Source organism: Rhodococcus sp. T9N (genome assembly GCF_024436645.1).
Taxonomy (GTDB): domain Bacteria; phylum Actinomycetota; class Actinomycetes; order Mycobacteriales; family Mycobacteriaceae; genus Rhodococcus_F; species Rhodococcus_F qingshengii.
Map to the genome: position 1 here is coordinate 36386 of NZ_JAMSKS010000003.1, position 25184 is coordinate 61569.

The 25184-nt window shown below is 62.3% G+C and carries 26 protein-coding genes; 12 read left to right on the forward strand and 14 right to left on the reverse strand.

What is annotated here, in order from left to right:
* Positions 1-16: 16 nt before the first annotated feature.
* Together gap and M1L53_RS06565 are read left to right on the forward strand one after the other, a co-directional pair.
* Entirely contained in the window at positions 17-1012 is a 996-nt protein-coding gene (gene gap, locus M1L53_RS06560) for a type I glyceraldehyde-3-phosphate dehydrogenase (protein ID WP_054188885.1), read from the forward strand.
* A 300-nt stretch (positions 1013-1312) separates the two neighbouring features.
* Entirely contained in the window at positions 1313-1681 is a 369-nt protein-coding gene (locus M1L53_RS06565; RefSeq protein WP_030535333.1) for a hypothetical protein, read from the forward strand.
* A 22-nt stretch (positions 1682-1703) separates the two neighbouring features.
* On the opposite strand, the gene M1L53_RS06570 is transcribed toward M1L53_RS06565, so the two are convergent.
* The 3 genes from M1L53_RS06570 to M1L53_RS06580 form a co-directional block, all read right to left on the reverse strand.
* Positions 1704-2849: a HoxN/HupN/NixA family nickel/cobalt transporter gene (locus M1L53_RS06570; RefSeq protein ID WP_083471257.1), complete on the reverse strand. Its 1146-nt coding sequence runs from the start codon at positions 2847-2849 to the stop codon at positions 1704-1706.
* 140 nt (positions 2850-2989) lie between these two features.
* A complete protein-coding gene (locus M1L53_RS06575) occupies positions 2990-3319 on the reverse strand; it encodes a branched-chain amino acid transporter permease (protein ID WP_003940007.1) in 330 nt (109 codons plus the stop codon).
* Positions 3312-4049 carry an AzlC family ABC transporter permease gene (locus tag M1L53_RS06580; RefSeq protein ID WP_003940360.1) on the reverse strand — a complete coding sequence of 246 codons (738 nt, stop codon included), beginning with the start codon at positions 4047-4049 and terminating at the stop codon, positions 3312-3314. The genes M1L53_RS06575 and M1L53_RS06580 overlap by 8 nt, the downstream gene beginning before the upstream one ends.
* A gap of 79 nt (positions 4050-4128) precedes the next feature.
* On the opposite strand from M1L53_RS06580, the gene M1L53_RS06585 reads away from it, so the two are divergent.
* Together M1L53_RS06585 and M1L53_RS06590 are read left to right on the forward strand one after the other, a co-directional pair.
* Positions 4129-4569 (forward strand): Lrp/AsnC family transcriptional regulator, encoded by a 441-nt coding sequence (locus tag M1L53_RS06585; protein WP_020970517.1) that lies wholly within the window; start codon positions 4129-4131, stop codon positions 4567-4569.
* 57 nt (positions 4570-4626) lie between these two features.
* Positions 4627-5052, forward strand: coding sequence for a VOC family protein (locus tag M1L53_RS06590; protein ID WP_003940409.1), 426 nt, complete (start codon positions 4627-4629; stop codon positions 5050-5052).
* On the opposite strand, the gene M1L53_RS06595 is transcribed toward M1L53_RS06590, so the two are convergent.
* Together M1L53_RS06595 and M1L53_RS06600 are read right to left on the reverse strand one after the other, a co-directional pair.
* Positions 5049-6059, reverse strand: coding sequence for an AraC family transcriptional regulator (locus M1L53_RS06595; protein WP_003940556.1), 1011 nt, complete (start codon positions 6057-6059; stop codon positions 5049-5051). The genes M1L53_RS06590 and M1L53_RS06595 overlap by 4 nt on opposite strands.
* Complete coding sequence (locus tag M1L53_RS06600; protein ID WP_054188884.1) at positions 6056-7246, reverse strand: pyridoxal phosphate-dependent aminotransferase; 1191 nt, start codon at positions 7244-7246, stop codon at positions 6056-6058. Before M1L53_RS06600 ends, M1L53_RS06595 begins: the two co-directional genes overlap by 4 nt.
* Before the next feature lie 135 nt (positions 7247-7381).
* On the opposite strand from M1L53_RS06600, the gene M1L53_RS06605 reads away from it, so the two are divergent.
* From M1L53_RS06605 to M1L53_RS06625, 5 genes are all read left to right on the forward strand, one after another.
* Positions 7382-7960: a carboxymuconolactone decarboxylase family protein gene (locus tag M1L53_RS06605; RefSeq protein ID WP_007733549.1), complete on the forward strand. Its 579-nt coding sequence runs from the start codon at positions 7382-7384 to the stop codon at positions 7958-7960.
* A gap of 125 nt (positions 7961-8085) precedes the next feature.
* Entirely contained in the window at positions 8086-8481 is a 396-nt protein-coding gene (locus M1L53_RS06610) for a molybdopterin-binding protein (RefSeq protein ID WP_003940157.1), read from the forward strand.
* Between the two features lie 25 nt (positions 8482-8506).
* Positions 8507-9316 (forward strand): molybdate ABC transporter substrate-binding protein, encoded by an 810-nt coding sequence (gene modA / locus M1L53_RS06615; RefSeq protein WP_042451258.1) that lies wholly within the window; start codon positions 8507-8509, stop codon positions 9314-9316.
* Positions 9313-10122 (forward strand): ABC transporter permease, encoded by an 810-nt coding sequence (locus M1L53_RS06620; protein WP_054188883.1) that lies wholly within the window; start codon positions 9313-9315, stop codon positions 10120-10122. The genes modA and M1L53_RS06620 overlap by 4 nt, the downstream gene beginning before the upstream one ends.
* Positions 10119-11204, forward strand: coding sequence for a sulfate/molybdate ABC transporter ATP-binding protein (locus M1L53_RS06625; protein WP_054188882.1), 1086 nt, complete (start codon positions 10119-10121; stop codon positions 11202-11204). The genes M1L53_RS06620 and M1L53_RS06625 overlap by 4 nt, the downstream gene beginning before the upstream one ends.
* Here M1L53_RS06625 and fadD11 read toward each other — a convergent pair.
* Genes fadD11 through M1L53_RS06660 form a run of 7 tightly spaced genes read right to left on the reverse strand, consistent with a single transcriptional unit; the run spans position 11180 to position 19449 of the window.
* Positions 11180-12982 carry a fatty acid--CoA ligase FadD11 gene (gene fadD11, locus M1L53_RS06630; RefSeq protein ID WP_054188881.1) on the reverse strand — a complete coding sequence of 601 codons (1803 nt, stop codon included), beginning with the start codon at positions 12980-12982 and terminating at the stop codon, positions 11180-11182. The two genes, M1L53_RS06625 and fadD11, sit on opposite strands and share 25 nt — an antisense overlap.
* Positions 12979-13941, reverse strand: a complete 963-nt coding sequence (locus M1L53_RS06635; RefSeq protein WP_007733543.1) for an SDR family oxidoreductase — start codon at positions 13939-13941, stop codon at positions 12979-12981. The genes fadD11 and M1L53_RS06635 overlap by 4 nt, the downstream gene beginning before the upstream one ends.
* 4 nt (positions 13942-13945) lie before the next feature.
* The gene (locus M1L53_RS06640; RefSeq protein ID WP_007733541.1) at positions 13946-15379 is read right to left on the reverse strand and encodes an aldehyde dehydrogenase family protein; all 1434 of its coding nucleotides are present in this window, start codon (positions 15377-15379) and stop codon (positions 13946-13948) included.
* Positions 15376-15876 (reverse strand): SRPBCC family protein, encoded by a 501-nt coding sequence (locus M1L53_RS06645; RefSeq protein WP_007733538.1) that lies wholly within the window; start codon positions 15874-15876, stop codon positions 15376-15378. The genes M1L53_RS06640 and M1L53_RS06645 overlap by 4 nt, the downstream gene beginning before the upstream one ends.
* Positions 15873-16964 (reverse strand): PDR/VanB family oxidoreductase, encoded by a 1092-nt coding sequence (locus tag M1L53_RS06650; RefSeq protein ID WP_007733536.1) that lies wholly within the window; start codon positions 16962-16964, stop codon positions 15873-15875. The genes M1L53_RS06645 and M1L53_RS06650 overlap by 4 nt, the downstream gene beginning before the upstream one ends.
* Positions 16961-17893, reverse strand: coding sequence for a metal-dependent hydrolase (locus M1L53_RS06655; RefSeq protein WP_003940129.1), 933 nt, complete (start codon positions 17891-17893; stop codon positions 16961-16963). Before M1L53_RS06655 ends, M1L53_RS06650 begins: the two co-directional genes overlap by 4 nt.
* The gene (locus tag M1L53_RS06660; protein WP_042921712.1) at positions 17893-19449 is read right to left on the reverse strand and encodes an NAD(P)/FAD-dependent oxidoreductase; all 1557 of its coding nucleotides are present in this window, start codon (positions 19447-19449) and stop codon (positions 17893-17895) included. Before M1L53_RS06660 ends, M1L53_RS06655 begins: the two co-directional genes overlap by 1 nt.
* Positions 19450-19632: 183 nt before the next feature.
* Between M1L53_RS06660 and M1L53_RS06665 the strand changes: the two genes are divergently transcribed.
* Together M1L53_RS06665 and M1L53_RS06670 are read left to right on the forward strand one after the other, a co-directional pair.
* A complete protein-coding gene (locus M1L53_RS06665; protein ID WP_007733534.1) occupies positions 19633-20289 on the forward strand; it encodes a TetR/AcrR family transcriptional regulator in 657 nt (218 codons plus the stop codon).
* Positions 20286-20912 carry a TetR/AcrR family transcriptional regulator gene (locus tag M1L53_RS06670; protein ID WP_007733533.1) on the forward strand — a complete coding sequence of 209 codons (627 nt, stop codon included), beginning with the start codon at positions 20286-20288 and terminating at the stop codon, positions 20910-20912. The genes M1L53_RS06665 and M1L53_RS06670 overlap by 4 nt, the downstream gene beginning before the upstream one ends.
* Before the next feature lie 4 nt (positions 20913-20916).
* Here M1L53_RS06670 and M1L53_RS06675 read toward each other — a convergent pair whose 3' ends face one another.
* Positions 20917-22095, reverse strand: a complete 1179-nt coding sequence (locus M1L53_RS06675; RefSeq protein WP_261949209.1) for an acyl-CoA dehydrogenase family protein — start codon at positions 22093-22095, stop codon at positions 20917-20919.
* Positions 22096-22282: 187 nt separating this feature from the next.
* On the opposite strand from M1L53_RS06675, the gene M1L53_RS06680 reads away from it, so the two are divergent.
* Positions 22283-24004, forward strand: coding sequence for an FUSC family protein (locus M1L53_RS06680; RefSeq protein ID WP_007733531.1), 1722 nt, complete (start codon positions 22283-22285; stop codon positions 24002-24004).
* On the opposite strand, the gene M1L53_RS06685 is transcribed toward M1L53_RS06680, so the two are convergent.
* The gene (locus tag M1L53_RS06685; RefSeq protein ID WP_007733529.1) at positions 23980-24942 is read right to left on the reverse strand and encodes a sigma-70 family RNA polymerase sigma factor; all 963 of its coding nucleotides are present in this window, start codon (positions 24940-24942) and stop codon (positions 23980-23982) included. The genes M1L53_RS06680 and M1L53_RS06685 overlap by 25 nt on opposite strands.
* Between the last annotated feature and the right edge of the window lie 242 nt (positions 24943-25184).

The following is a 25184-nucleotide window of genomic DNA, read 5'->3' on the forward strand; positions in this document are numbered from 1 at the left end:
CGAGAAAGAGAAATCAATGTCCGTTCGTATCGGAATCAACGGCTTCGGCCGTATCGGTCGCAGCTACCTGCGGGCTGCGCTGAGCAGCGATGCAGATGTCGAGATCGTCGCGATCAACGACATCGCCGACGCCGCAACCCTCGCTTCGCTCCTGGAGTGGGACTCGGTGTCTGGTCATCTGGACGGCGTCGAGGTCGACGGGGACGCGATTCTCGTTGCAGGAAAGCGCATTCGCGTCACCTCTGAGCGCGAGCCGTCCCTCATCCCCTGGAGAGCCGAACGCGTCGATGTCGTCATAGAGTCGACCGGCAGATTCACGGACTCGGTCAACGCTCGCCAACACCTGACAGCGGGAGCGCGAAAGGTGATCATTTCGGCTCCCGCCGACAGTGATGTCCCTGCAGTTGTACTCGGAGTAAACGACGACGTCCTCGACATGTCGGAGGACGTATTCTCGAACGGATCCTGCACGACCAACTGCCTCGCACTGATGGTTAAGGTGCTGCACGAGGCGTTCGGCATCGAGTCCGGACTGATGACGACGATCCACGCCTACACCAGCGACCAGCGCCTCCACGATGCTCCTCACAGCGATCTCCGGCGCGCTCGCGCCGCGGCATTGTCTACGATCCCGACTTCCTCCGGCGCCGCCGCCACCATCGGGCGGATCATCCCAGAGCTGGACGGAAAATTGACCGGACTCTCGCTGCGCGTCCCCGTGCCAGTCGGTTCGATCACCGACCTCACTGCCCATCTCTCACGACCGGCAACTGTCGTGGAGATCAACGAAGCGTTTCGCGTCGCATCGCAGACTCCCGAACTCTCGTCTTACCTTGCCTATTCGGAGGCGCCACTTGTCTCTGCCGACATAGTCGGCAATCCCCACTCGGCAATCTTCGATGCGCCCCTCACACAGGTCGTCGGCGAACAAGTGAAGGTTTTCGCCTGGTACGACAACGAGTGGGGATTCTCGAACCGGCTCGTCGAGCTTTCGCAGCGGGTTGGCCCATAGCGACCAGACGCAGGGGCGGAAGGCTTCGGTCGTGGAGGCTGTGCGACGGAAACTCATTTCCCATGGGGGACCCTCGTATGGACCGCACTGGTGCGTGGTGCCCGCAATGATTGGCCGCGATGTGCCCTCACCTGTGGCAGAGGGCGCTGGGTTGTCGAGCGAGTCCGCCATCGTTGCCGTAGATCGGTTGCCGGTGATCTCACCGTACTAGTCGGAAGGTGGTCTGGGCTCGAGGAAATCGGGAGGTGCGGCTGCCGCCGACCCGCATCAGATCGGGACGCAGTCGATGTACTGTGAGCCATGCCGACCCTGCTTCGACGTGCATTCAAGATCGGCGCGGTAGCGCTGGCAACGATTGTGGTGGCGGCCTACCTGTATCTGGCCTTCACTTATCGCAGCGCTGATGTCTTTGCGCCGCCAGGGCGCATCGAGTCTCTCGGCCGGACCTACCTGATCAGCAATTTCCCGCCGCGCACTCGTGAAGATCTCGAACAGCGATTCGCGCAGGGCCATCGTGAGCAGTACACCTTGGAACAAGTGAGTTCCGTATTTCCGTGGCGCGCTGTCTACCAGTGGCAGAACGACCAGATCCGCGGCCAGGCGACGTCGAGCGCGTACCTGAAATGGGGCGAGACGTACATCAGCTATTCGCTTTCGGGTGGCCCATGATTCTGCGTAGACCGAGTCGAACTCACATCGCTTCGTCTGCTGTCGCTCGTCGTGCTACTGCTGCACCGGACTGAGCCTGCCACCGTTCTTCGATGCGGCCGTACCGCCACACGAGTAGAGCAATCAGCCAGGTGGCGACAAAGAGTCCGACGATGATGAAGCCCATCGCGCCGAGATCCAAGTTCCCGATGGCGCCGAGAAACCCGTCGTGAATGTCGAGTTTGTCGGTGAAAATCGAGATGATTTCCTGGGACCCGATCAGCAGGGCGACTGCCACCGAGAGTCCGGTGATCACCATGTTGTAGTAGATCTTTCGGACCGGCTGAGCAAATGCCCAACCGTAGGCGAAGTTCATGAACGATCCGTCGATCGAGTCGAAAAGCGACATCCCGGCGCAGAAGAGGATCGGCAGAACGAGGATCGAATACCACGGGAGCCCTGTCGCCGCCACGCCGCCGGCGATCACCAACAGCCCGACTTCGGTGACGGTGTCGAATCCCAATCCGAACAGCAGACCGACCGGGTACATGTGCCAGGGCTTGCGAACCATCTTCATCACCGGGCCCAGAATCTTGTTCAGGGCGCCGCGGCTGTCGAGTTCCTTCTCGAGTTGTTCCTCGTCGAAGGTTCCGGCCTTGTACTTCGTGTACACCCGATGAATCCCGATGAGAGAGACAAGGTTCAAGATTCCGATCAAAATCAGGAACGTGCCGGAAATGGTGGTGCCGAACAAGCCGGTCCACTTCTCCAGATCGGAGTTGTCGTCGGAAAGGCTGGTGGCCAGTTGCCGCACACCCAAAGCCAAGAGGGCGACGAGTACGAAGACGATGGTCGAGTGTCCGAGCGAAAACCAGAACCCGACGGACATCGGTTTCTTGCCGTCCGCCACCAACTTCCGAGTGGTGTTGTCGATAGCGGCGATGTGATCGGCGTCGAAAGCATGGCGCATGCCGAGCGTGTACGCCGTTACGCCGAGTCCGACGCCGAAGACGCTGCCTTCGATCGTGTAGTGGCCGGGGACAACCAGGCCGAGAAGAACTGCCCACCCGACGACGTTGAGCGCTACGACGGTGACAGTCATCCCGATGATGCTTCGACGCTGGCCTCGATCCAGACTGTGCCAAGCACCGGCGATTCGAGTGCCCGTCGTGGTCATTGTCGTGGACATCGAACCTCACCGATCCTTCAGTCGCGGCCGGCGGCCACGCTACTGAAATCGTATAAGTGTTCAACTGTTCAGATAAGCGCCTGGAGGTTACAAATCACCCATCCGGGGGTAAAACTGCTTTGCTCCCGGATGGGAAATGCTCAGGCGAACACGGTATTGACCAGCGCGACGTAGATCGTCGTTCCGACGACGATGCTCAGGACGGCATTCTTTCGCCAGAGGTGCGCGGCGATCGTGGCGCACACTGCAATCAGTTCGGGTAGGCCGTGAGAAGGGGCGGTGATCGACACCCCTTTGAGTGAATACATCACGAGGATCAACATGACGCCTGCCGGCATGTAGATGCCGAGGTAGCCGACCAGGGCGGAGGAGCGCAGCGGCATGAGCGCGGCGAAGGGGATTGCGCGCAGCGCGAAGGTGACCACGGCCATGACTGCGACCGCCGCAAAGATGTACGAGGTGTCAGGCATCGATCTTCGCCTTTCGTGAGTCGTAGACAAAGCGCCCGATCAGGAAGAGCACGAAGGCGCCCATTGCAATTGGCAGCATGTGGTCCGGCGCTGCGAGCCGGGCGACCAGAGCGCAGGTGACCGCGGCGACCGGCACCGCGAATCCGTTTTGTGCGCGAATCGCTTCGATCGAGAGGACGACGAACAACGCCGTCAGGGCGAAGTCGAGGCCGACGATCGAGTCCGGAATCCACTGTCCTGCTGTCGCGCCCAGAATCGCGCCACCGATCCAGTAGCCGTGCAGGTACAGCTGGGAGTAGACGATGACGCGTCCGGTGAGTGCCTTGGGATCGGCAGTTACCGACATCGCATAGGCCTCGTCGGTCAGCGCGAACATGCTGTAGAAGCGGGCGAAGGGGTTGCGAATCTTTTCCAGCGGAAAACTCAAGGCGTAGAACACATGTCGAAAGTTGACCAGCAGTGCGGTCAGAGCGACGTACGGCAGCGGTGTCATGGCCGCGACCATTCCGACCGCGAGAAACTCCAGCGATCCTGCGTAGATCAGCGAGGTGAAAGCGACTGCCCACCAAGGGCTGAGCCCTTGTTGGACCACAAGAACGCCAAGTGCGATCCCAAGTGGGAGCAGGCCGAATCCAACCGGTAGCGACAGCTGGAAGGCGTGCCGCCACGCCGGGGTTCGCGGTGGGAGTTCGACGGCCGGTGCGGCCGTCGACGATGCTGGTTCGATCACGACGCAAATCTATAACAAAGATCGAGGTGATCGATTGCTCAGAATGCCCACATATTGAACAGTGCGCAATAATAGTGCGATGGATGCCATGGATGACGCAATTTTGTTTCACCTACGCCAGGACTCGAGTTTGACCAATACCGAGTTGGCGGATCTGGTGGGTCTGACACCGTCCCCTTGCCTGCGCCGCGTGAAAAAGCTCGAAGCCGACGGAATCATCACCGGGTACCGCGCGATCGTCAGTCAGGAAGCGCTTGGCCGAGGATTTCAGGTGATCGTCACCGCCGAGATCGGAGTCAACGACCAGGCCACCATCGAGGACTTCGAATCCCAGGTCGCCGCCTTCGACGAAGTGATCGAATGTCGGCGGTTGTTCGGAATTCCCGACTACTTCATTCGGGTCGCGGTGAAAGATCTCGCGACGTATGAGAACTTCATGGTCACCAAGCTCAGCGGGCTTCCGGCTGTCTCGCGGGTGACATCGTTGATCACCATGAAGACCATCAAGAGCGTCGACTGACTCCCGGGCTCGGCTGAACCTTCACTAGGTGTCGGTGGTCGGCGTTAACGTCGGAACATGGGATACGAATTTCAAGTCACAGTAGATTCGGCACATCCGCACGAACAGGCGAAGTGGTGGGCCGCAGCACTCGGGTGGGCAGCGGAGCCCAGCGACGAAGACTTCATCAGGGGCCTCGTCGCCGCTGGTCACGCCAAGGAATCCGACACCACGACATTCGAGGGAGTCCTCGTCTGGCGCGAAGGTGCGGCCATCAGCGATCCGGAGCATCCCGAACGTCCCCGCGTTCTGTTCCAACTGGTTCCGGAATCGAAGACGGTGAAGAACCGGCTCCATTTCGACATACGAGTGGGCGACAAGCGCGAGGATGTCGCAGCGCACCTCGAGACGGTGGGGGCGACGATCCTGCACCGAGGAGCGCAGGGGCCGAGCGTGTGGATCACGATGACCGATCCCGAAGGAAACGAGTTCTGCGTCAGCTAGCGGTACGAACTCGGAGTGTCGCCGGTCCATCGTTTGAAGGCCCGACGGAAGGCGCTGGGCTCGGAGAACCCCAATCGCGCCGAGAGTACTTCGACGGATTCTCCGCGCCGCAAACCAGCGATGGCTACGTCGCGGAGCACTTCCTCTCGCAGTTGATTCAGTGATGTTCCGTCACGCCGCAGCAGTCGACGCAGATGGGGAACGCTGATCGAAAGCATCTCGGCGATCTCCTCGGCCGTGGAGGTTCGCCCCTTCACCCCGAGTTCCAGGACCCGTCGCACCTGCGCCGACGCAGTGCTGTCGTAATCGCGTTCGGACATGAGCTGAATCGGAGATTCTCGGAGGTACTCCTCCAACGTCTCCTCGGTTTGGATGATCGGTGCACGCATGGCCGAGTTGTCGAATTCCAGTGCCGCGCGCTTCGCGCCGAAGGTGACCGGCGCTCCGAAGATGTAGTCGTAGTCCTGCGCCAACCGTGCATCCGGTGCCGAGTACGGAAATTCGACCGCCCGAAGTCGGACGCGCTTTCCGATCAACCATGCGGAAAATCGGTGCAGCAAGATCAGGACGAAATCGGTTGTGACACGTTCTGCGACATCAGGTTCGGCGACGCCTTCGCGAGCTCGGACAGCGAAACTCACCCGAGTGCTTTCCTCGCCCTTCTCGATCGACAGTGGGGCCAGAGCCGGTAGCGCACGGATCACGTCGGACATTCGAGCGAAGGCCGATCCGAGATCAGGGCAATGGATCAACGTCAGGCAGATCAATCGGAAAGTGCCACGGGGGACCGGGGCGGATCCGAGGCCGAACAATTCGTCGTCGGTGATCTGCCACGTGGATTGGATGAACGTGGTGACCTGAGTCGGGGTCAGCCGGGCGCGCGGGTCGGACAGTGTCTCGAGGTCGATCCCGGCAGCGCGCAGTGCACCCGACAAATCGACGTCGTTGTCCGGCGAGAACGCGAGATAGCGGTGGACGAATGCGGTCGGGATGGTCCGCGCTGTCATGGGTGCGCTGCTCCTTGGAGCAGGTGGAGACGGCGTGCAGCTTCGGACAGAATGTGGTCCTGCTTGCAGAAGGCGAAGCGCACCAGGTGCTTCCAATCGTCGCGGTTGTCCGCGAACACGTCGACCGGAACGGCCGCGACGCCGATCCGCTCGGGCAGTGCGCGGCAGAAATCTCCCGCATCGGTTTCGCCCAACGGTCTGATGTCGGCAAGGAGGAAGTACGTGCCGCCACCGGAATGCACCGTGAAACCGGCCTCGGTCAGAGCTTTACCGAGCACGTCGCGTTTGCCTTGCAAGCTCTGTCGAAGTTCGACGACCCACGGCTGTTCGTTGGTGAGCGCGTAGGCAACGGCCGGTTGGAACGGTGCACCGGCAACAAATGACATGAACTGCTTGGCGGCACGGACTCCGTCGATGAGTTCGCGCGGGCCGATCGCCCAGCCGGTTTTCCAGCCGGTGACATTGAAAGTCTTTGCGGCACTGGACACCGTGACGGTGCGCTCACGCATGCCCGGGAGCGACGCCATCGGTGTGTGGGTGAGGCCGTCGAAGACCAAGTGCTCGTAGACCTCGTCGCTCAACACGATCAGGTCGCGTTCGCACGCGAGTTCGGCGATCGCTCGAAGTTCGTGATCGGTGAATACGGTGCCGGTGGGGTTGTGAGGACTGTTGACGATCAGCATCTTCGTCTTGGCGGTGATCGCGCCGCGCAATGCATCGAGATCGACCGCAAATCCGTCTCCCGCGGTTACCAACGGAACTGTGCGACGTACAGCGCCTGCCAACGCGACGGATGCAGCGTAGGAGTCGTAGTACGGCTCGATCAGCACTACTTCTTCGCCGGGTTCGACCAGTCCGAGAATCGCAGCACTGATCGCCTCGGTGGCGCCGACGGTGACCAGAACTTCGGAGTCGGGATCACTGTCGAGTCCGGAGCGGATGCGCCGATCCTCCGCGATGGCCTGACGCAAGACGGGCATGCCCGGACCGGGCGGGTATTGATTGACGCCCTCGGCGATGGCTCGGCGCGCTACCTCGAGCATGGCCGCAGGACCGTCGGTATCCGGAAAGCCCTGACCGAGGTTGACCGCGTCGTGAAGTGTGGCCAACGCTGTCATCTCGGCGAAGATCGTGGATGCGAACGGCTGCAGACGCGAGACGGTGCGGTTGCGGGGCGTCGAAGGCATCTTTGCAGCTTAGTCGGCTGACACCGCATCCTCACATCCGCTCGGACGCGGTGCTTGTCACGTTTGAATCGCCGCCATCGTCCAACTCTGTAGAGAGCATCGAATCCGGTGCCCCAGAACATACGGAGGCTTGCCATGACTCGCATTCCCGCAGTGACACCGTCAGAAGCCAGTCCGTTGATCAAAGTGGCATACAAATTCGCCGCCAGGCAGTACGACGAAGTCCCCGAGCCCTTTGCCGTCCTGGCCAACCATCGGAAATTGTTCGTAGCGGCTGCCCGCCACGAAATGGCTGTGCAGAAGGCGTCGAAGGTGCTGCCGTCGAACATTCGTGAACTGGCCGTCTATCGCGTCGCCTGGACTGTCGGCTGCTCGTGGTGTGTCGACTTCGGGACGATGCTCTCGCGCTTGGACGGTTTGGACATCGACAAGTTGAAAGAGATCGCGAACTACCGGGATTCATCGAAGTACAGCGAAGACGAGCGGGCCGCGATCGCCTACGCCGACGCCATGACCGGTGACCCCCATGGGGAGAACGGGGTGACGGACGAACAGGTCGCGGATCTCGAGCGCAGGTTCGGGCGAGCGGGCGTCGTGGAACTGACCTATCAGATCGGGCTCGAAAACATGCGCGCCCGGATGTATTCGGCGTTGGGGATTACCGAGCAGGGGTTCAGCACCGACTCCTGCCGTGTGCCCTGGGCAGAAGAATGATGCGCTGATTCGTCTACGGCAACTATCGACAATGCTCCGCAGATACGTGATCATGATTGACTAGTTCACGCATCTGCGGAGCATTCCGGCTTGTTAGGTCCGCACTTGCGACCTACGATCACCTGGTGCCCAACATTCGAATCCGCGAAGCTGCCGGCCTGCTCGGTGTCAGTGACGACACCGTCCGGCGGTGGGTCGACGGTGGGCTTCTCACCGCGACGACGGACGACTCCGGCCGCAAGGTCATCGACGGTGCCGAGTTGGCGGGCTTCGCCCGGTCCAACGCCGGACCCGCACCGGCCGATCCGCTCACGGGTGCGAGTTCGGCCCGCAACCGGTTCGCCGGCCTCGTCACCAAGGTCGTCACCGACAAGGTGATGGCTCAGGTCGAAATGCAGTGTGGGCCCTTCACTGTCGTCTCGTTGATGAGTACCGACGCGGTTCGGGAGCTCGGACTCGAGGTCGGGAGTATCGGAGTCGCAATCGTGAAGGCCACCACGGTCATCGTGGAAACGCCGTAGTTTTTGAACATACTGGAGGAAATTCGTGAAGCGTGTAGTCGGACTTGTTGCAGCAGGTGCCTTTTCGCTTGCCCTGGTGACCGGTTGTAGTTCCTCCGACAATTCTTCGTCGGAGACGTCGTCGGCCGCTCCGACCACAACCACTTCCAGTGATAGTGCCACGGGAAGCATCACCGTCTTCGCAGCGGCGTCACTCAAGAACAGCTTCACCGAACTCGGCAAGGAATTCGAGTCCGAGAACCCCGGTTCATCGGTCACATTCAGCTTTGCCGGGTCCTCGGACCTCGTCGCTCAGATCACCCAGGGCGCACCGGCTGACGTGTTCGCCTCGGCTGACGCCGCCAACATGACCAAGGCCACCGACGCCGGCGTCGTCGCGGGGTCGCCCTCGGACTTTGCGAGCAACACCTTGACGATTGTTGTGCCGCCGGGCAATCCGAAGGGCATCGCGTCGTTCGCCGATCTGGCAAAGGAGGGGACGCAACTGGTGATCTGCGCTCCGCAGGTCCCTTGTGGCGCGGCTACGAAGAAGGTCGAGACGGCCACAGGCGAGACCCTCTCGCCCGTCAGCGAAGAATCGTCGGTGACCGACGTTCTCAACAAGGTGACGTCCGGGCAGGCCGATGCCGGCATCGTTTACGTCACCGACGCGAAGTCCGCTGGTGACAAGGTTCAGACCGTCGCGTTCCCGGAAGCCACCACGGTGGTCAACCTGTACCAGATTGCGGTGCTGAAGGATTCGAAGAATTCGGAAACGGCAACGAAGTTCGTCGATCTCGTGAAGGGCCCCAAGGGCTTGGCAGTTCTGGGTGACGCGGGATTCGCTGCTCCGTGACACGCCTACGACCGTCAGCCCGAGCCCCGCTCGGGTTGCCGGTATGGATTTACCTTCCCGCGCTGATCGGCGGGGCGTTTGTCATCGCTCCCTTGGCCGCGATGCTGGCCACCGTGCAGTGGTCGCAGTTCGGGGAACTCGTGACTTCCGAATCGTCGGTTGCCGCGTTGAAACTGAGTTTGAAGACAGCAGCGATGAGCACGCTGCTGTGCATCCTGTTCGGCGTACCGATGGCCGCGGTGTTGGCGCGCAGTCATTTTCGGGGACTGTCCGTTCTTCGATCGTTGATCCTGCTCCCGCTGGTTCTGCCGCCCGTGGTGGGCGGTATCGCGTTGCTGTACACGTTCGGGCGCAAAGGGTTGATCGGTGAGCAGCTGGAAGTGCTCGGCATCCAGATAGCATTCTCGACAACCGCGGTGGTCCTGGCGCAGACGTTTGTCGCGCTACCGTTCCTCGTCGTCAGCCTCGAAGGTGCACTACGCACTGCGGGCACACGATACGAGGCCGTAGCCTCGACGCTCGGAGCCCGCCCGACCACCGTGCTCCGCCGGGTGACTTTGCCGCTGGTGCTTCCCGGTCTGGTGTCAGGGGCAGTGCTGGCTTTCGCTCGCGCACTGGGGGAGTTCGGTGCAACGCTGACGTTCGCGGGAAGTCTGCAAGGGGTCACGCGTACCCTGCCGTTGGAAATCTATCTCCAGCGTGAGACCGATCCGGATGCAGCGGTGGCGCTTTCGCTGGTGTTGGTCGTAGTCGCGGTGGTCATCGTGGTTGCGGTGCGTGGACGCGGATCGGCGGGTTCGTTGTGAGTGGCCTCCACGTCGACATCGAGATTCCGGAGCGCGACGTCGTTGCGACGTTCGACGTCGCGGCCGGTGAGGTGACCGCTGTCCTCGGACCGAACGGCGCAGGCAAGTCGACGGTACTGGCGGCGGTTGCCGGACTACATCACCCGCGGCGTGGGTTGATCGAACTGAATTCTCGCGTTCTCACCGATACCGGTAGGGGAGTCGCGTTGGCGCCGCATCGGCGCGGCACTGCTCTACTCGCGCAAGAGGCACTTCTCTTTCCCCACCTCAGTGCGGCCGCGAACGTGGCGTTCGCGCCGCGCAGTGCAGGGCGGTCGCGTCGCGATTCCGCCAATTCCGCGCGCCACTGGCTCGACGCAGTCGACGCCGCCGAATTGGCTGACCGCAAGCCGTCACAGCTCTCCGGCGGTCAAGCGCAACGAGTCGCAGTGGCGAGGGCATTGGCTGCTGAACCCGAACTACTCCTGCTCGACGAACCGATGTCTGCGCTCGACGTCGCCTCCGCCCCGGCATTGCGGTCGTTGCTGCGTAGAGTGCTCCGAACAGGAGATCGCACGGCCGTGCTCGTCACGCACGACGCTCTGGATGCGCTGGCCCTTGCCGACACCGTTGTCGTGCTGGACGGCGGCCGGGTCGTCGAACGTGGTGACGTACGAACAGTTCTGACTCGCCCGCGTAGTGCATTTGCAGCACGCATCGCAGGGATCAACTTGCGCAGCGGCACGATGGCCGGAGACGGAATGCTCAGAAGTCCGGTCGGGGTGGGTATCGCGGGCCAGACGGAGACCGACTTACCGGCCGGCAGTGCCGCCGTGGCAGTCTTCGAGCCGCGAGCAGTGTCGGTCTACCTGGATCCGCCTCACGGGAGCCCACGAAACGCGTTTGCGGTCACGATCGCGGAGATCGAAAATCGAGGCGATGTCGTCCGAGTCCGAGCCGAGGACGAAGCCGGCCAGCCGGGCTTGTCTGCCGACATCACGGCGAGCGCAGCGGCCGAGCTCGATCTGGTTCCGGGATCGGCCGCTACGTTTGTGGTCAAGGCCACCGAGACGCTGATCTATGCGCAGGGCGCAGGCTCGTAGACGTCCTCTACGACCGAATCCGCATAGAGGGCTGCAATTTCGGACGCGTACTTCTCGGCTATCGGCTTGCGCCTGAGCTTCATCGTCGGTGTCAGCTCGTCGCCGCCTGGCTCCCAGAACGTGGTGAGTACGTGAAACCGCTTGATCTGCTCGGCCCTCGACAGACGCGAGTTTCCCTCGGCGACAGCAGTTGCAACGATGTCGACGGTCCGAGCGTCCTTGGCGAGTACCGCGGCCTCGGCCGCAAGTCCCAGTGAGCGTGCCGCTCCGACCGCGGCGTCGGCGCTGAGAGTGATCAACGCTGTGTTGAACTTTCGGCCGTCTCCGATTGCCACGACCTCACCGATCAACGACGACGACGTCTTCACTGCGGTCTCGATGGCAGCGGGGGACATGTTCTTTCCTGACGCATTGATGATCAGCTCCTTCTTGCGATCGATCACCGTGAGGTATCCGTCTGCGTCGGCCGTGACGATGTCTCCGGTCGAAAGCCAACCGTCTGCACTGATCGCTTCGGCCGTTTTTGCCGGTTCGCCGCGGTACCCCTTCATGACCAACGGTCCTCGAACCAGTAGCTCACCGTCCGCCTCGATGCGCATTTCCATGCCTGGAAGCAACTTTCCGACCGTTCCCAGCTTGGTCGGCTCGGCCGGTGCGGTGCTCGCAATGCATGTCAGCTCGGACATTCCCCAGATCTCCGAGATCGGAACTCCCAGGGCTGCAAAGAATGCCAAGGTGTCCGGCGGAATCGGTGCAGCGCCAGAGATGGCCCACTTCAGTTCGGCAAAACCGAGTTTCGCACGCAGAGCGGAGAGGACCATTGCATCGGCTCGGGCGTAGTCCGCTTCCAGTTCGGCGGGGACTGTTTCACCGGCTCGCAAGTGTGCGAGCCGAGTGCGACCGACGTCGAGTGCCCACTGCAATGCCGCTCGCCGCGCGTCGTCCGGTTCGTTGGCGACGGCCGATTCGACTGCAACCTTCAGCTTTTCCCACACACGGGGGACACTGCCCCAGATCGTGGGGCGACAGTCCGGAAGCGCAGCCGCTACCTGGCTCGGATCCGGCACGACAGTGATCTGGGTGCCGAACACCATTTGCATGTACAGGCAGGTGAGCCGATCGGCTATGTGCGCCGACGGCATGTACGAGGTGATGCGGTCACCGAACTCGACGGGGAGTACAGCACTGACGGCGGTGGTTTCGAACAACAGACAGGCATGAGTCGTCTCGACGCCCTTGGGGTTGCCGGTCGTGCCGGAGGTGTAGATCAACGTGGCGACGTCGTTCGGTTTCACCGCACGCCAGGTGCTCTCGAAATCGAAATCGGCGGCAGCAGAGGACTTCATCTGCTCCAGCGTCAGGGTGCCGGACTGCTGGGCAGACGGTTGCGCGTCGACGACCACGATCGTGTCGAGTGTGGCACCGGATCGGCGAACGGTATCCACGTACTGGGCCTCGCAGACGAGCACTCGCGCACCGGAATTGGCGAGGATGTACTGGATGGCTTCGGGTGCCGACGTGTTGTAGATGGAGAAGGATGTCGCGCCGAGGTGTTGGGCGCCGACGTCGATCGGGTAGAACTCGATGCGGTTACTCATCATCAATGCAACCGTATCGCCATGTCCCACGCCGATTCCGGCCAATCCCGCGGCAACATCGCGAACCTGTTCGCCGTACGCGCGCCACGTCAGTGTTCGCGCATCGCCGATGTCTCGCAGGGCCACCGCGTCGGGCGCTACCGCCGACACTCGCTGGAAGGCTGCACACAACGTAGTCATGATGTTCTCCTGGATGCCTTTGTCAGGGCTGACGCATTCGTCGGGGCCGCAGCGGTGGTTCTGTCTTCGAGTTCGCGGATCAGGTCGTGTGCCTGTTTGTCTTTTGCCAGGTAACCGTCGGCAAGGACATTGATGAATCCGCGTCCCCACGCCCAGGGTTCCCAGGCAGCGGGGGCAAGGGTCCGGGCGGCGCGGCGCGCGATCGCGGCGGCGATCACGGTGGCGGCACGGTCCGGGGAGATTCGATGACGGAGGGGACCGGGTAGTCGAGCGTCGAGTTTGCGCCCGATCTCGTCGTCGTCGAGTGTGGCGCGTGCAAGTTGTGTATCCACCATCCCGAAGTACGCGATGCCGGCAGTAGCGCCGTAGCCGGCAACCTCGAGACGCAGCGCCCGGCCGAGCGCTTCGACCCCAGCCTTGCTGATCATGTACGAAGCGCCGCCCAAACCGGGGGCGAACGACGCCGCCGATGACACGACGACGATGTGCCCACTGTTGCGGATCACCTCGTCGATGGTCGGATGCACGGTGTTGAAGACGCCGGTGAGATTGACGTCGAGCACACGATCGAAGGCGTCGGGATCGATCTGGCGCAATGTTGCCGGGGGAGGGGTGATTCCGGCGTTGGCCACTACGACGTCGATTCTGCCCAGCTGCTCGATGATCGTTTGCACGGCTGCGGTCATGCCGTCCCGATCTCGGACATCGGCCGTCACCGTCACGACTCGCTGTGACTCGAATGAGCGCTCGGCCGTTGCCAATGAACTCTCGTTGACGTCGACCAGTGCCACGGTGGCCCCACGCCGGTGGAGAGTGCGCGCCAGCGCTGCACCGATACCGTCGCCTCCACCGGTGATCAGTACGACCTTCCCGGCGACGTCGTAGTCGAGTCGGCGTCCGGGCAGTGGAATGCCCAGATCGCGGACTGTTCCCGCAATTGCGGACAAGCGTCCCGTCATTGCTTCAGTGCCTTCCGTGTAGTGCGCGGATGAGAACCTTGACCAGCCAGTCGATTCGGGCGGTCCTTCGAAACGTCGTCAGTGGTAGGGGCGAACGGAATCGTTGCCGAGTCGTCGAACGAGCGTAGGTGAACTCCTTCAGACCATCTGGGCCGTGAACGCGTCCGAAACCAGATGCTCCGACCCCACCCAGTGGCAGGTTGGGAACCGCGGCATACATCACGTAAGAGTTCACCGACGCTCCTCCGGATCGGAGCCGATCGGCAACAGCCGCTCCGTCCTTGCCGAACACGCTTGCTCCCAATGCGTATGGCGACGCATTGACCAACTCCACCGCCTCGTCCATCGAGGCGACCTTGGTGATCGTCATCGTCGGGCCGAAAGTTTCCTCCGTGACGGCGAGGCTGTCTTCGGGGACGTCGACCATGATGGTCGGTTGCACGTACTGGCCGGAGATCGAGCCGAGCCCTCCGAGAACGACACGTCCACCCCGCGACATCGCGTCGTCGATGTGGCGCCGGATGACGGAGACTTGCGAGGGCATGGTGATCGGACCGATCTTGTCTTCGGCACCCGGACCCGCATGAACTCGGGCAGCCAAAGTGATTGTCTTGTCGATAAACTCGCCGTAGACATGTTCGTGCACGTATACACGCTCGACGCCCAGACAGGTTTGACCGGAGTTGGACAATGCTCCCCACACCGCAGCATCCGCGGCGGCACCGACATTTCCGTCGGCATCAAGGATGAGCGCGTCCTTACCACCACATTCCATCAACACCGGTGTGAGGGTCTCGGCGCACGCTGCCATGACTTTCTTGCCCGTCGCGGTCGATCCGGTGAACCCGATCTTGTCGACACCGGCCAGGCACAGTGCCGCGCCGACCGAACCATCGCCCGTGACGACCTGCAGCACAGGATGTTCAGGGACGACCTCGGCGAAGGCGCGGCCCAACCATTGCCCGACTGCCGGTGCGAACTCACTCGGCTTGTAGACCACGGCGTTGCCTGCAGCCAGCGAGAACGAGAGCGAACCGAGTGGGGTGAAGACCGGATAGTTCCACGGACCGATCACACCGATCACCCCGAGAGGTCGATACTCCACCGAGGCGGCCTGATTGACCGTCAACAAACTGGAGCGGACGCTGCGCCTGCCCAATACCTTTCGGGCATTCTTCGACGCCCACGCGAGATGTTCTAGTGCCATGGCGATTTCGAGCATCGCGTCAGGGTGCGGCTTGCCCATGTCCCGGTGCACGACGTCGGCGAGTTCGGATGCGCGACGAGCGATGATTCCTCGCCACCGATCCAGTCGACGAGCGCGTTGCTCGAATGTCAGTTCTGCCCACCATTCGGAAGCAGTACGGGCGTCGCGCACTGCCTGTGTCACTGTGTCGTCGGACGCCTGTGTGGTCGTGTCGATCTCGGTCGCCGTCATCGTGGAGTTCCTTGAAGTGTGTGGTGGACGGCGCCGTCGGCCCAGCCGCGGGTGACGCGTTGGAGGATCGGTCGGGACAGAGTCAGAATGGGGGCGAACCACGGCTGCGCTTGCACAGCGAACGTCCAGGTGAGGCGGCTGCCAGTCGAAGTCGGTTCCAACACCAGATCTTCAGCGAAGCGTTTGAACCCCGGAAGTGACGCCGACTCCACGTAGAACGACATCCGGCGCCCCTCGTCCCAGCGGAAGAATCGCTCGTTCAGTGCAGCAAAAGCGCCGGCTCGCACGGTTCGCGTAGTCCCGACGCCGAATGGTCTGTCCGAGGTCCAGTCGGCTCCGGTGATCCCGTGCGCCCACGACGTGAGCGCTCCGTCCGAGGTCAACGTCTGCCACAAGCTTTCACATGTCGCTTCGGATTCGATCCGGTGAGTGATCACCAGCGGAGCGGAGCGGATGAAGGCTGCGTCGGCCGCAGAAAGAGAGAATTTTCCCTTCACAGGTCCACCACCAAAGACCCACCGGTGGAACGTGATCGACAGGTCAACATCGAACCAGTACGTTCGGATTCGGTGAGGAGGGTGTCTCGATGCTCGACGGTCCCGGAGAGCACCCGGACCTTGCATGTACCGCAGAAGCCCTGTTGGCATGAATACGCTACTCCGGGAAGTACGCGTCGTATTGCAGCCAATGCACTTTCGGACTCGCCCACATCGACGGTGAGACCGGTGCGCGCCAGATGCACCGTGAACTCCTTGCCGTCGACTACCGGGAGTGGGGAGAACCTCTCGCTGTGCACCGATCCGGTCGGGTTGGCGGCGAAAGTTGCCGCACGCACCGTGTTCATCAGCGGAACCGGTCCGCACGTGTACACCGCGGCACCTGGATCCGCAGCAGCGACGAGTGTTCCGATATCCGTCGGACCCAGCTCGTCGTCGGGTCGGATGGTTACCCGGCCGCTGGAATACTCCTCGATCTCGTTCAGGAATGGCATAGCTGCCCGAGTTCGTCCGAGATAGTCCAATCGCCACGGGACTCCGCGGCGGTGACAGCGTTGCACCATGGGAAGTATCGGAGTGATCCCGATTCCGCCCGCAACAAAGAGGTACGACGGAGCAGTGACAAAAGGAAATGCATTCCGCGGCCCTCGTACGTCGACAACCATTCCGGGTTTCAGCGACTCGTGTATCTCGCGGGAGCCACCCCCGCCCTCGTCGATCCGCCGGACGGCGATCCGATACGAGGTCAAGTCGTCGGGGTCTCCGCACAACGAATACTGTCGTTGCCTTCCCGAGGGGAGAATGACGTCTAGGTGAGCGCCGGGAATCCACGACGGCAGGGTGATTCCTTCCCTCGGGGTCAAGGTGACACTCAGGACGTCTGCGCACTCGAACCGGACGGACTTCACGTCCAGCGTCATGTCGAATCCGCTGTAGCGGACCGGGTTGGGACGCGAAAGTATCTGCGCTGCAGGACTTGACGCAAAGATTCGACGGTATGCGCTCGTCGCCTGTGCGGCAATCCTCAACGACCGGGTCGGTGTGAAGTCTTGTGCGTCGTGAGGACGGTCGGCAGTCGTCTTGTTCATCCTTCACTCTTTTCGGAAGAACGATTGGCGGCAGGTGAGCGAGCGAGGTAGCGCATGGCTACGTCCATGTCCCCGATCTGGGACGGATGGAAGCTCGGCCGCAGATACGGAGGAATCTCGGTGATCAGGAATTTCATGTTCGGGACCAGGCCGCGGCGAGTGGCGCTGATCAGTTGCAGAGGCCACAGGCGGCCCTTCGCCTTCGACGGGTCCTGCCGGAAGAGGTAGTTCATCGAGGCGATGAACAACACGAACAACGTGAAGCTGGCGAGCAGCGCCGTGCGAACGCGGCGGGCGTAGCTACCGTCCACGTACATGTAGGCGTCGAAGGCCACGTTGCGGTGCTCGACTTCCTCGGCGCCGTGCCACTTGACCATGTCGAGCATCGTCGGGTGCATGCCGGCATCTTCGAGGGCGGGATCGGTGAGCAGCCATTCCCCGACCACCGCCGTGTAGTGCTCCATCGCGGCAAACAAGCCGAGACGTTCACAGAGCCAGGCGTGCTTGGCTTTTCCGGTCAATCCTTTGTCGCCCAATATCTTGTCCACGAGCCAGTCCATCCGGCGTGACATCGGTTTCATGTCCATGCCGAGGTCCGCAAGATGCTCGCGTGCACCTTTGTGCGACGACGCGTGTGTTGCTTCCTGGCCGACGAATCCCACCACCTCTTCGTGCAGGCGGGGGTCCTCGATGAGCGGGAGCGCTTCGGCGAGCGTTGCGGACATGGCCCGCTCTCCCTCGGGCAACACGAGATGCATGAAGTTGATGACGTGGGTGACCATCGGTTCGTTCGGCACGTAATGCAGTGGTACGCCGTCCCAGTCGAATTCGACGTCACGGGCGGCGATCGCATGTGCTTCGTCGGTGTAGCGGCGCGCGCCGGACGGTGCGACGACGGGTGTGCCTCGGAAGGCGTTGATGCCGAGCATTATCGGCTCCTCACGGTTTCTCGGGCAGTGGTGAGTGATTCGGACGAGACGGGTTGTACTTGCGCGTAGTGAGCGAGGTCGGCTCGTTTGGTCCTGGTGCGGAAGGATCGGTTGAATCCGGGATAGAAGGTGTAATTGCGGCCGCCGTCGACGAGGTAGTAACTACTGCACCCGCCGGCGTTCCATACGCTGGTGGCGAGTCGGCGGTCGGTCGCGCGCACGAACTCTCTCTGCACGTCTGCCCGGACGTCGATACTGCCGATGCCGCGCTCGTCCATTTGAAGAATGCAGCTCACGATGTACTCGACCTGCGCTTCGATCGTGACGACCTGCGAGGTGTAGACCACGGAATTGGGGCCGAGGATCATGAAGAAGTTCGGAAACCCGCTGATGGTGGTGCCGAGGAAGGCCTCGGCACTGCCGTTCCACGTCTGCGCGAGGCTGCGGCCGTCCTTGCCCCGGATGATGTCGAACGACGGGTTGTCTCCCATACGAAAGCCGGTTCCCATGACTATGGTGTCGACTTCCCGGAAGGCGCCGTCCGCGGTGAGGACTCCGCGCTCCTGCACCTCGACGATTCCGTCCGTCACCACCTCCACATTGGGTGACGCCAGCGCGGGATAGTAGGTGTTCGAGAACGTCGGACGCTTGCATCCGAATGCGTAGTGGGGGAGCAGCTTTGCGCGAAGCTCCGGGTCCCGCACCTGCCGGCGAAGGTGTGCTCGGCCGAGTGCGGCCAGCCCTTTGAGCAGTGACGGCTTGTACACGAATCCGGGTACCAGGGCTTCTTGGAGCAGGTCGAGTCCCTTGCGTGCCAGTCGTTGGGTGAGCGGCACCCGCTCGAAGAGAGCGCTCGGCCAGCCGGTCATCGGCTGATCCGGGTGCGGCAGGATCCACGTCGGTGTCCGCTGGAACACGGTCAACGTGTCTGCGAGCGGTTGCAGTCTGGGGATGATCTGCACCGCAGAGGCACCGGTGCCGACCACGGCTATCCGCTCACCGCGAAGGTCGTGGTCGTGGTTCCAGTCCGCGGTGTGGAACATCTGACCACGAAACGATTCGAGCCCGGGAAGGTCGGGTGTGGCGGGGGCACTGAACGGGCCGGTGGCCGCGACCAGGAACTGTGTCTCCCACACGGTTTCCGCAGTGTGTACCCGCCAGATCTGGGCTTGCTCGTCCCACGAAGCTTCTGTCACGTCCTGGTTGCAGTGGAAATGACCGGCCAGTCCGAAGCGATGGACGCAATCCCGGAGATAGTCGTAGATCTCGGGCTGTAGCGGATACAGCCGCGTCCAGTTCGGATTGGGCGCAAACGAGAACGAGTACAGAATCGACGGGATGTCGCACTGTGCACCGGGGTAGGTATTGACCTGCCAGGTCCCCCCGGGCTCCGCGGCACGTTCCAGAACGACGAAGTCGTCGATCCCGGACTGCTTCAAGCGGACAGCCGTTCCGATGCCGCCGAAACCGGCTCCGATGACGACGACTCGTGTTCGGCGAGTTCGAGTTTCCTCGTCACCGGCCGATGGCCCCGAGGTTGGGTCGATGTCGACCATGTGTGACGCCTCCTGATTGGTGCGTGAACAACTGAACGAAGAGTAAGTCTGACATCAAGTGACGTCAACAGCGGTTGATGTCAGAATTCAACTGATTGACATCGGGCGATGTCAGTTCGCTTGCGGAGGTCGCCGCGATAACCTGAGGTCGAGAGCGCTGCCGGTCAGTGAGAACATGGGGACATGACGGATACCGAGGCTCGGCGCACCGGCCCGCGCAGGTGGCGTGGGCAGGAACCGGAAGATCGCCGCGCCGCGCGCCGGACACAGCTGATCGAAGCCGGGTTGCAGATCATGGGCACCGAGGGAGCGGCCGCCGCGACCATGCGTGCGACCTGCCGCGAGGCCGCGCTGACCGAACGGTACTTCTACGAGAGCTTCGCCAACCGTGACGAACTGCTGGTCGCCGTGCTCGACGAGGTCGTTCTCGGTGCGCGTGACACTATTCTGGACGCTCTCGAGGCGGCGCCTTCCGAACCGTCGGCCCTGATCCGCCACGTGGTGAAGGCCTTCACCAACTACGTATTCAAAGATCCTCGACGTGGACGCATCATGTTCGTCGAATCCCAGGCGGAACCTGCGCTGTGGGATCGAGGGCGAGAATTGATGGCGGAGTTCACGAATCCGATTTCCGCGTCGCTCGAGCTGATGTACGGCGGCGAGGCAACCGACTCCGCGAACTCCGAACTCAATTCGGTGGGGCTGTTCGGTGCCCTCGCGTTCATCTATCAGGCGCACACCCCGTCCTCCAAGATCTCTCGAAAGCGTTTGGTGGAGCACATTTCGCTCATGGTCGAGGCGCAGGCGACGGTCAACAGCACGCCCGCGAGAAAAGAATGACGTCCGCGTCGGCCACAGGCGGAAGGCGTCTCGGTCCCGAAGACCGGCGTGAGCAGATCATTGTCAGCGCGGCAAAGGTTTTCGAGGAGAAGTCTTTTGCCGACGTCTCGATGACCGAGTTGGCCAAGGCGGCTGGGGTCGGACGTCCGCTGCTCAATCATTACTTCGGCTCCAAGCGGGAGTTGTATCTCGACGTCGTGCGGCGGTTCGTCTTCATTCCCGAAGTGGCGGTGGACCGCATTCCGCGATCGGCGAGCCAGGAGAAGCGGATCGGCGCCGTGATCGATCGGTGGCTCGACGTTGCCTGGCGTCATCGCGACATGTGGATCTCGACAATCATGTCCGACGACCTCCGCCGTGATCCCGAGATGGATCGGATCCTGCAGGATGCTGACGACGTTGCTGCGCGACGCATGATGGATGCGCTCGAGATTCGACCGAGTGAAGGCAGCGCGGCTGCTGTTCATTCGATGATCGTGGCGTACGGAGGCTTGGCGAAGGCCGCCAGTAAGCAGTGGTTGGTGACGGGAGCGCTCGACCGCGAACAGGTGCACCTTCTGCTGGTACGCAGTTTGCTCGCCATCGTGCGTGACGTTCTGCCGGCGTGCGAGGCGGATTCCTGATTGCTCAGAGTGATCTCGCCACGAGGTCCTTCATGACTTCGTTCGATCCGGCGTAGATTCGCTGAATACGAGCGTCGGCGTACATCTGAGCGATGGGATATTCGAGTATGTAGCCGTACCCGCCGTGTAGTTGCACGCAGCGGTCGATCACGGCGCACTGCTGGTCGGTGAGCCAGTACTTGGCCATCGCGGCGGTAGTCGCATCGAGCTGCCCGGCAACGTATTTGACGATGCAGTCGTCGATGAACGTTCGTGAGATACGAGCGATGGACGCGCACTCGGCAAGTTCGAAGCGGGTGTTCTGCAGATCGAAGAGCGTTTGCCCGAACATGTTTCGGGATTTGGTGTACTCGACGGTGAGGGCGACTGCACGCTCCATTGCCGCAGTGGCTGCAACTCCGCAGATCAATCGTTCAGGCAGTAGCTGCTGCATCAGCTGGGCAAACCCTGTGCCTTCGCGGTCCCCGAGCAGGTTTGTTGCAGGCACCCGCAAGCGGTCGAAGAACAGCTCGGTGGTGTCCTGGCCCTTCTGTCCGACCTTCTCGAGTATTCGCCCGCGCTCGAAACCCGGTGTGTTGTCATCGACCTCGGCCACGATGAGCGACACTCCACGCGCTCCGAGGCTGGGATCGGTCTTGGCGGCAATAATCACCAGATCACAATTGCGACCGTTGGAGATGAAGGTCTTTGCGCCGCTGATCAGATAGTCGTCACCGTCGCGGACGGCTCGGGTGGTGATGTTCTGCAAGTCGGATCCGGTGCCGGGCTCGGTCATGGCGATTGCGCCCACCCACTCGCCACTCACCAGCTTCGGTAGCCAGCGCTGTTTGTGCTCGTGATCGGCGTAGGCATTGAGGTAGTGCGGCACGATTCCCGAGTGCACGCCGAGTTGGCGTGAATGATCACCCGCCATGACCTGCTCGTGGAACAGCACGGCGTCGTGCGCGAAAGTTCCTCCTCCGCCGCCGTACTCGGTGGGGATCGACATGCCGGCGAGCCCGAGCGCCCCGAGTTCCCGATATGCGGATTTGTCGGGAAAACCTTGGGACGCGAAGCGTTTCTGATGCGGTGTGACGTGTTTGGCGAAGAAGTTCCTTGCCAGGTCGGCCACGGCCTCCAATTCGTCGTCCATCCACGGGGACCGTCGTTCTGCGGTCCGGGTTGCGGTAGATCCTTGCGTCATCGTGATTCTCCCGATCGATGAAGTGCGACCCGCGAGCGGATCCGACTCCACCTATCATCCACACTGTTGACATAGTGTCAATAAAGGGGTGGTTGAATCGACCTCCGGACCCGCCTCGAATTCCACGTCGGCCGCCCGCAAGAATGGGACGACACAGACACGAACAGGCCGGCGCGAAGGATGGGCAGTGGACCCCGAAGAAACATCAGCGGGTCATGAGTCCGACCTCCCGGCTCCGCGGCCGGCGCGCAGCGTCCTGTTCGGATTGCCGCCGGTGGGAAACCGGTACCCCGGAGCGGTTCGCGTCGCCCTCGCCCTGGCGATTCCGGCGGCCATCGCCACACTGCTCGGATTCGGGTCTGCTTCGCTCCTGGTCGGCCTCGGTGCATTTGCATCGATCTACGGTGAGGGTCGTCCGTACCGGAGCAGGTGGAAGGCAGTCGGTATCGCTGCGACGGCGCTGACGATCCTGTCCTTCGTCGGGGCATCGGTGGGTGAGCCCGTCCACCGAGCCATCGCCGAGGGAGCGCCGACGGTGCTGCTCGTCTTTGTCGTGCTGATCATGGCCGTCGTGGTGTCGACCTGCGCCTTCACCGTCGACGCGCTTCGATTGGGTCCACCGGGCGCGTTCTTTCTGTTGCTCACCACCGAGATCAGTTCCGTGATCGCCACTCCCGGTCAGCCGCCGGTCGAGGTCGCGATGTGGACGGCAATCGGTGGGATCAGCGCGGTGGTCGTCTCGATGACGGGAATCCTGTGGGCACCGAGAGCTGTCGAACGCAGCGCTGTACAGGCAGCCGTCTCGGCCGTTGCGGAGTACACGGACGCTCAGGCGAGGTACGCCCCACCCGAACTCACGCGAGACAAACGCCACGCTGCAGCACTTCGGCTGCACGACGCGTGGCAGTGCCTCTACCGCGGCGCAATCGTCGGGAAAGACCACCCGTTGACCCGTGAACTCGAACGAGCGCAGATCTCGATGGCCAGGGCGATCTCCGACGACCACGATCCGGAACTCATGGCCGACCCCGCGTTCGACGTCGACGACGTCGGTGCTCACCCGCCTCTGCCCGACCCGACGATCCGATATCGGTTCCTCCGCGCCTGCAATCGGTCCAGCCGAGCGTCGGTGACGGCACTTCGGCTGTCCATTGCCTGTATGGCGGCGGGAACCCTCACCGTCCTGCTCGGCATCGATCGCCCGGACTGGGCGGTGATCGCCGCGGCGATGGTCCTTCATCAAGGACCGGATCGAATACTGGGCACCTATCGCGGAATCCACCGCATCGGTGGGACCGTCCTCGGGTTGATTCTGTTGGGTGCCATCTACTCCTGGAGTCCGACCGGTCTGTGGTTGGTGGCGGTACTTGCAGTCCTGATGGCGGGGGTCGAGCTGTTCCTGGTGCGGAATTACGGGATAGCCGTCATCTTCATCACCGCCCTCGCGATTCTCCTCGGCGCGGCCGGTGGTGCGCACGGGACCGTCCGACATCTGATCCTCAGCCGCATGCTCGAGACGGCAATCGGCGTCGTCGTGGCGTTGGTGGTCCTGTGGACGGTGGGGCGCGGTGCGCATCGACGCACTCTGATCTGGGTCGACGAACGGGCCAGTAGCGTCCTGTTCAAGCTGCTGACCGAAATTCGCGCGAGGCACTATGCACCACAGGCGAATTGGTCGGAGCTTTCGGAGCTTCGACGGGACCTGGACTTCGAACTGCGAGGTAGCGCGATGGCCGGGATCGACGCCGCCCACAACGAACCCGAGTGGGCGTCGCAGCAGTGGAGGACGCACACCGAATTGCACCATCTGGGATCGGATGTACTGCACCGACTGTGGTTCGGCACGCAGGTGTCCAGATCACACCTCGAGGAATGGGAGTCTCGCTACTTGCGTTCGGGTTCGGTGTGATCGAGCATCGGCACAGCGCTGAACTTGGCTGGATTCGCAATGTCGTAGGCCGCGCACACGACTCCGTCGCGGACAGTGAAGCCGGCAACGCGAGCGGCGAACTGCGGGTACTGGTCGTCCCCCGGTGAGCCGGCGAATACACCGCCGAGCTGTCCGTTGACGAGAACCGGTGACATCGAGAACACCGCTGCCGGTCCGTACTTGCGGGCCAATCCCAGATAGAACCGCGCGACACGATCGCTGCCGCGCACAATGTTGACAGCCGTGCGGGTAGTTCCGCCTGCGTCACCGATCAGGACGGCATCGGGATCGAGTGCACCTATCACGGCGTTCAGATCTCCACTCGCGATAGCCGTCACCAATCGCTCGACGGCAGCAGCATGCTCCTCGCTACTGACCGGGACCGGCGCCGACGCTGCGGCTTTACGGGCCCGCGAGGCCAACTGACGGGCAGTGGCTACTTCGATTTCGAGGATGCGCGCAACCTCGGCGAAGGGCACGTCGAAGCCGTCATGCAGGACGAAGGCAACGCGTTGAGCGGGAGTAAGGGTGTCCAGGACGACGAGGGCAGCAAAACGATTCTGTTCCTGCGTCACGACGTACTCCAGCGGATCGGGTGTCGCTGAGGGTGTGCCCGAGGTGGCGTCGACGGGCGTGACGATCGGCTCCGGAAGCCACTGTCCGACATAGCTTTCTCTTCTGACCGCGGCCGATTTGAGATGATCGAGGCAGATTCGGCCGACAACTGTGGTGAGCCATCCGCGCAGTTCGCGGATCTGCAATTCGTCGCCTCGCGTGTTTTCGGCAACTTGAAGCCGTATCCACGCTTCCTGCACCGCATCCTGAGCGTCGCTGAAACTTCCGGTGAGACGGTAGGCCACCGACGTCAGGTGGCCACGGTGTTGCTCGAAGTCCTGCGCAGTCGTCGGCGAAAGCATGCCCTCATGATACGGACCTCACACATTAAATCCGGCATGAATGTAACCGTTGACCCAGGTAGTGGGTGCCGACGTATGGTTTCGGCACTGCTCACGGCTCGATCCTGTCTGCACATTCATTGGAGTCTCACGTGTTTCGGTCTTTCCCGCTCATGTCGCTCAACTGTTGTCGTTGAACTGACATTCCCCACACCTGCCTGTGCCGAGCGCCGCACACGGCGCTCCGGACAGGTGTAGCCGAG

Coding starts and splice junctions, on each gene's coding strand:
- gap (WP_054188885.1), top strand. CDS start 17: ATGTCCGTTCGTATCGGAATCAACGGCTTCGGCCGTATCGGTCGCAGC.
- M1L53_RS06565 (WP_030535333.1), top strand. CDS start 1,313: ATGCCGACCCTGCTTCGACGTGCATTCAAGATCGGCGCGGTAGCGCTG.
- M1L53_RS06570 (WP_083471257.1), bottom strand. CDS start 2,849: ATGTCCACGACAATGACCACGACGGGCACTCGAATCGCCGGTGCTTGG.
- M1L53_RS06575 (WP_003940007.1), bottom strand. CDS start 3,319: ATGCCTGACACCTCGTACATCTTTGCGGCGGTCGCAGTCATGGCCGTG.
- M1L53_RS06585 (WP_020970517.1), top strand. CDS start 4,129: ATGGATGCCATGGATGACGCAATTTTGTTTCACCTACGCCAGGACTCG.
- M1L53_RS06590 (WP_003940409.1), top strand. CDS start 4,627: ATGGGATACGAATTTCAAGTCACAGTAGATTCGGCACATCCGCACGAA.
- M1L53_RS06595 (WP_003940556.1), bottom strand. CDS start 6,059: ATGACAGCGCGGACCATCCCGACCGCATTCGTCCACCGCTATCTCGCG.
- M1L53_RS06600 (WP_054188884.1), bottom strand. CDS start 7,246: ATGCCTTCGACGCCCCGCAACCGCACCGTCTCGCGTCTGCAGCCGTTC.
- M1L53_RS06605 (WP_007733549.1), top strand. CDS start 7,382: ATGACTCGCATTCCCGCAGTGACACCGTCAGAAGCCAGTCCGTTGATC.
- fadD11 (WP_054188881.1), bottom strand. CDS start 12,982: ATGACTACGTTGTGTGCAGCCTTCCAGCGAGTGTCGGCGGTAGCGCCC.
- M1L53_RS06635 (WP_007733543.1), bottom strand. CDS start 13,941: ATGACGGGACGCTTGTCCGCAATTGCGGGAACAGTCCGCGATCTGGGC.
- M1L53_RS06640 (WP_007733541.1), bottom strand. CDS start 15,379: ATGACGGCGACCGAGATCGACACGACCACACAGGCGTCCGACGACACA.
- M1L53_RS06650 (WP_007733536.1), bottom strand. CDS start 16,964: ATGAACAAGACGACTGCCGACCGTCCTCACGACGCACAAGACTTCACA.
- M1L53_RS06655 (WP_003940129.1), bottom strand. CDS start 17,893: ATGCTCGGCATCAACGCCTTCCGAGGCACACCCGTCGTCGCACCGTCC.
- M1L53_RS06660 (WP_042921712.1), bottom strand. CDS start 19,449: ATGGTCGACATCGACCCAACCTCGGGGCCATCGGCCGGTGACGAGGAA.
- M1L53_RS06665 (WP_007733534.1), top strand. CDS start 19,633: ATGACGGATACCGAGGCTCGGCGCACCGGCCCGCGCAGGTGGCGTGGG.
- M1L53_RS06670 (WP_007733533.1), top strand. CDS start 20,286: ATGACGTCCGCGTCGGCCACAGGCGGAAGGCGTCTCGGTCCCGAAGAC.
- M1L53_RS06675 (WP_261949209.1), bottom strand. CDS start 22,095: ATGACGCAAGGATCTACCGCAACCCGGACCGCAGAACGACGGTCCCCG.
- M1L53_RS06685 (WP_007733529.1), bottom strand. CDS start 24,942: ATGCTTTCGCCGACGACTGCGCAGGACTTCGAGCAACACCGTGGCCAC.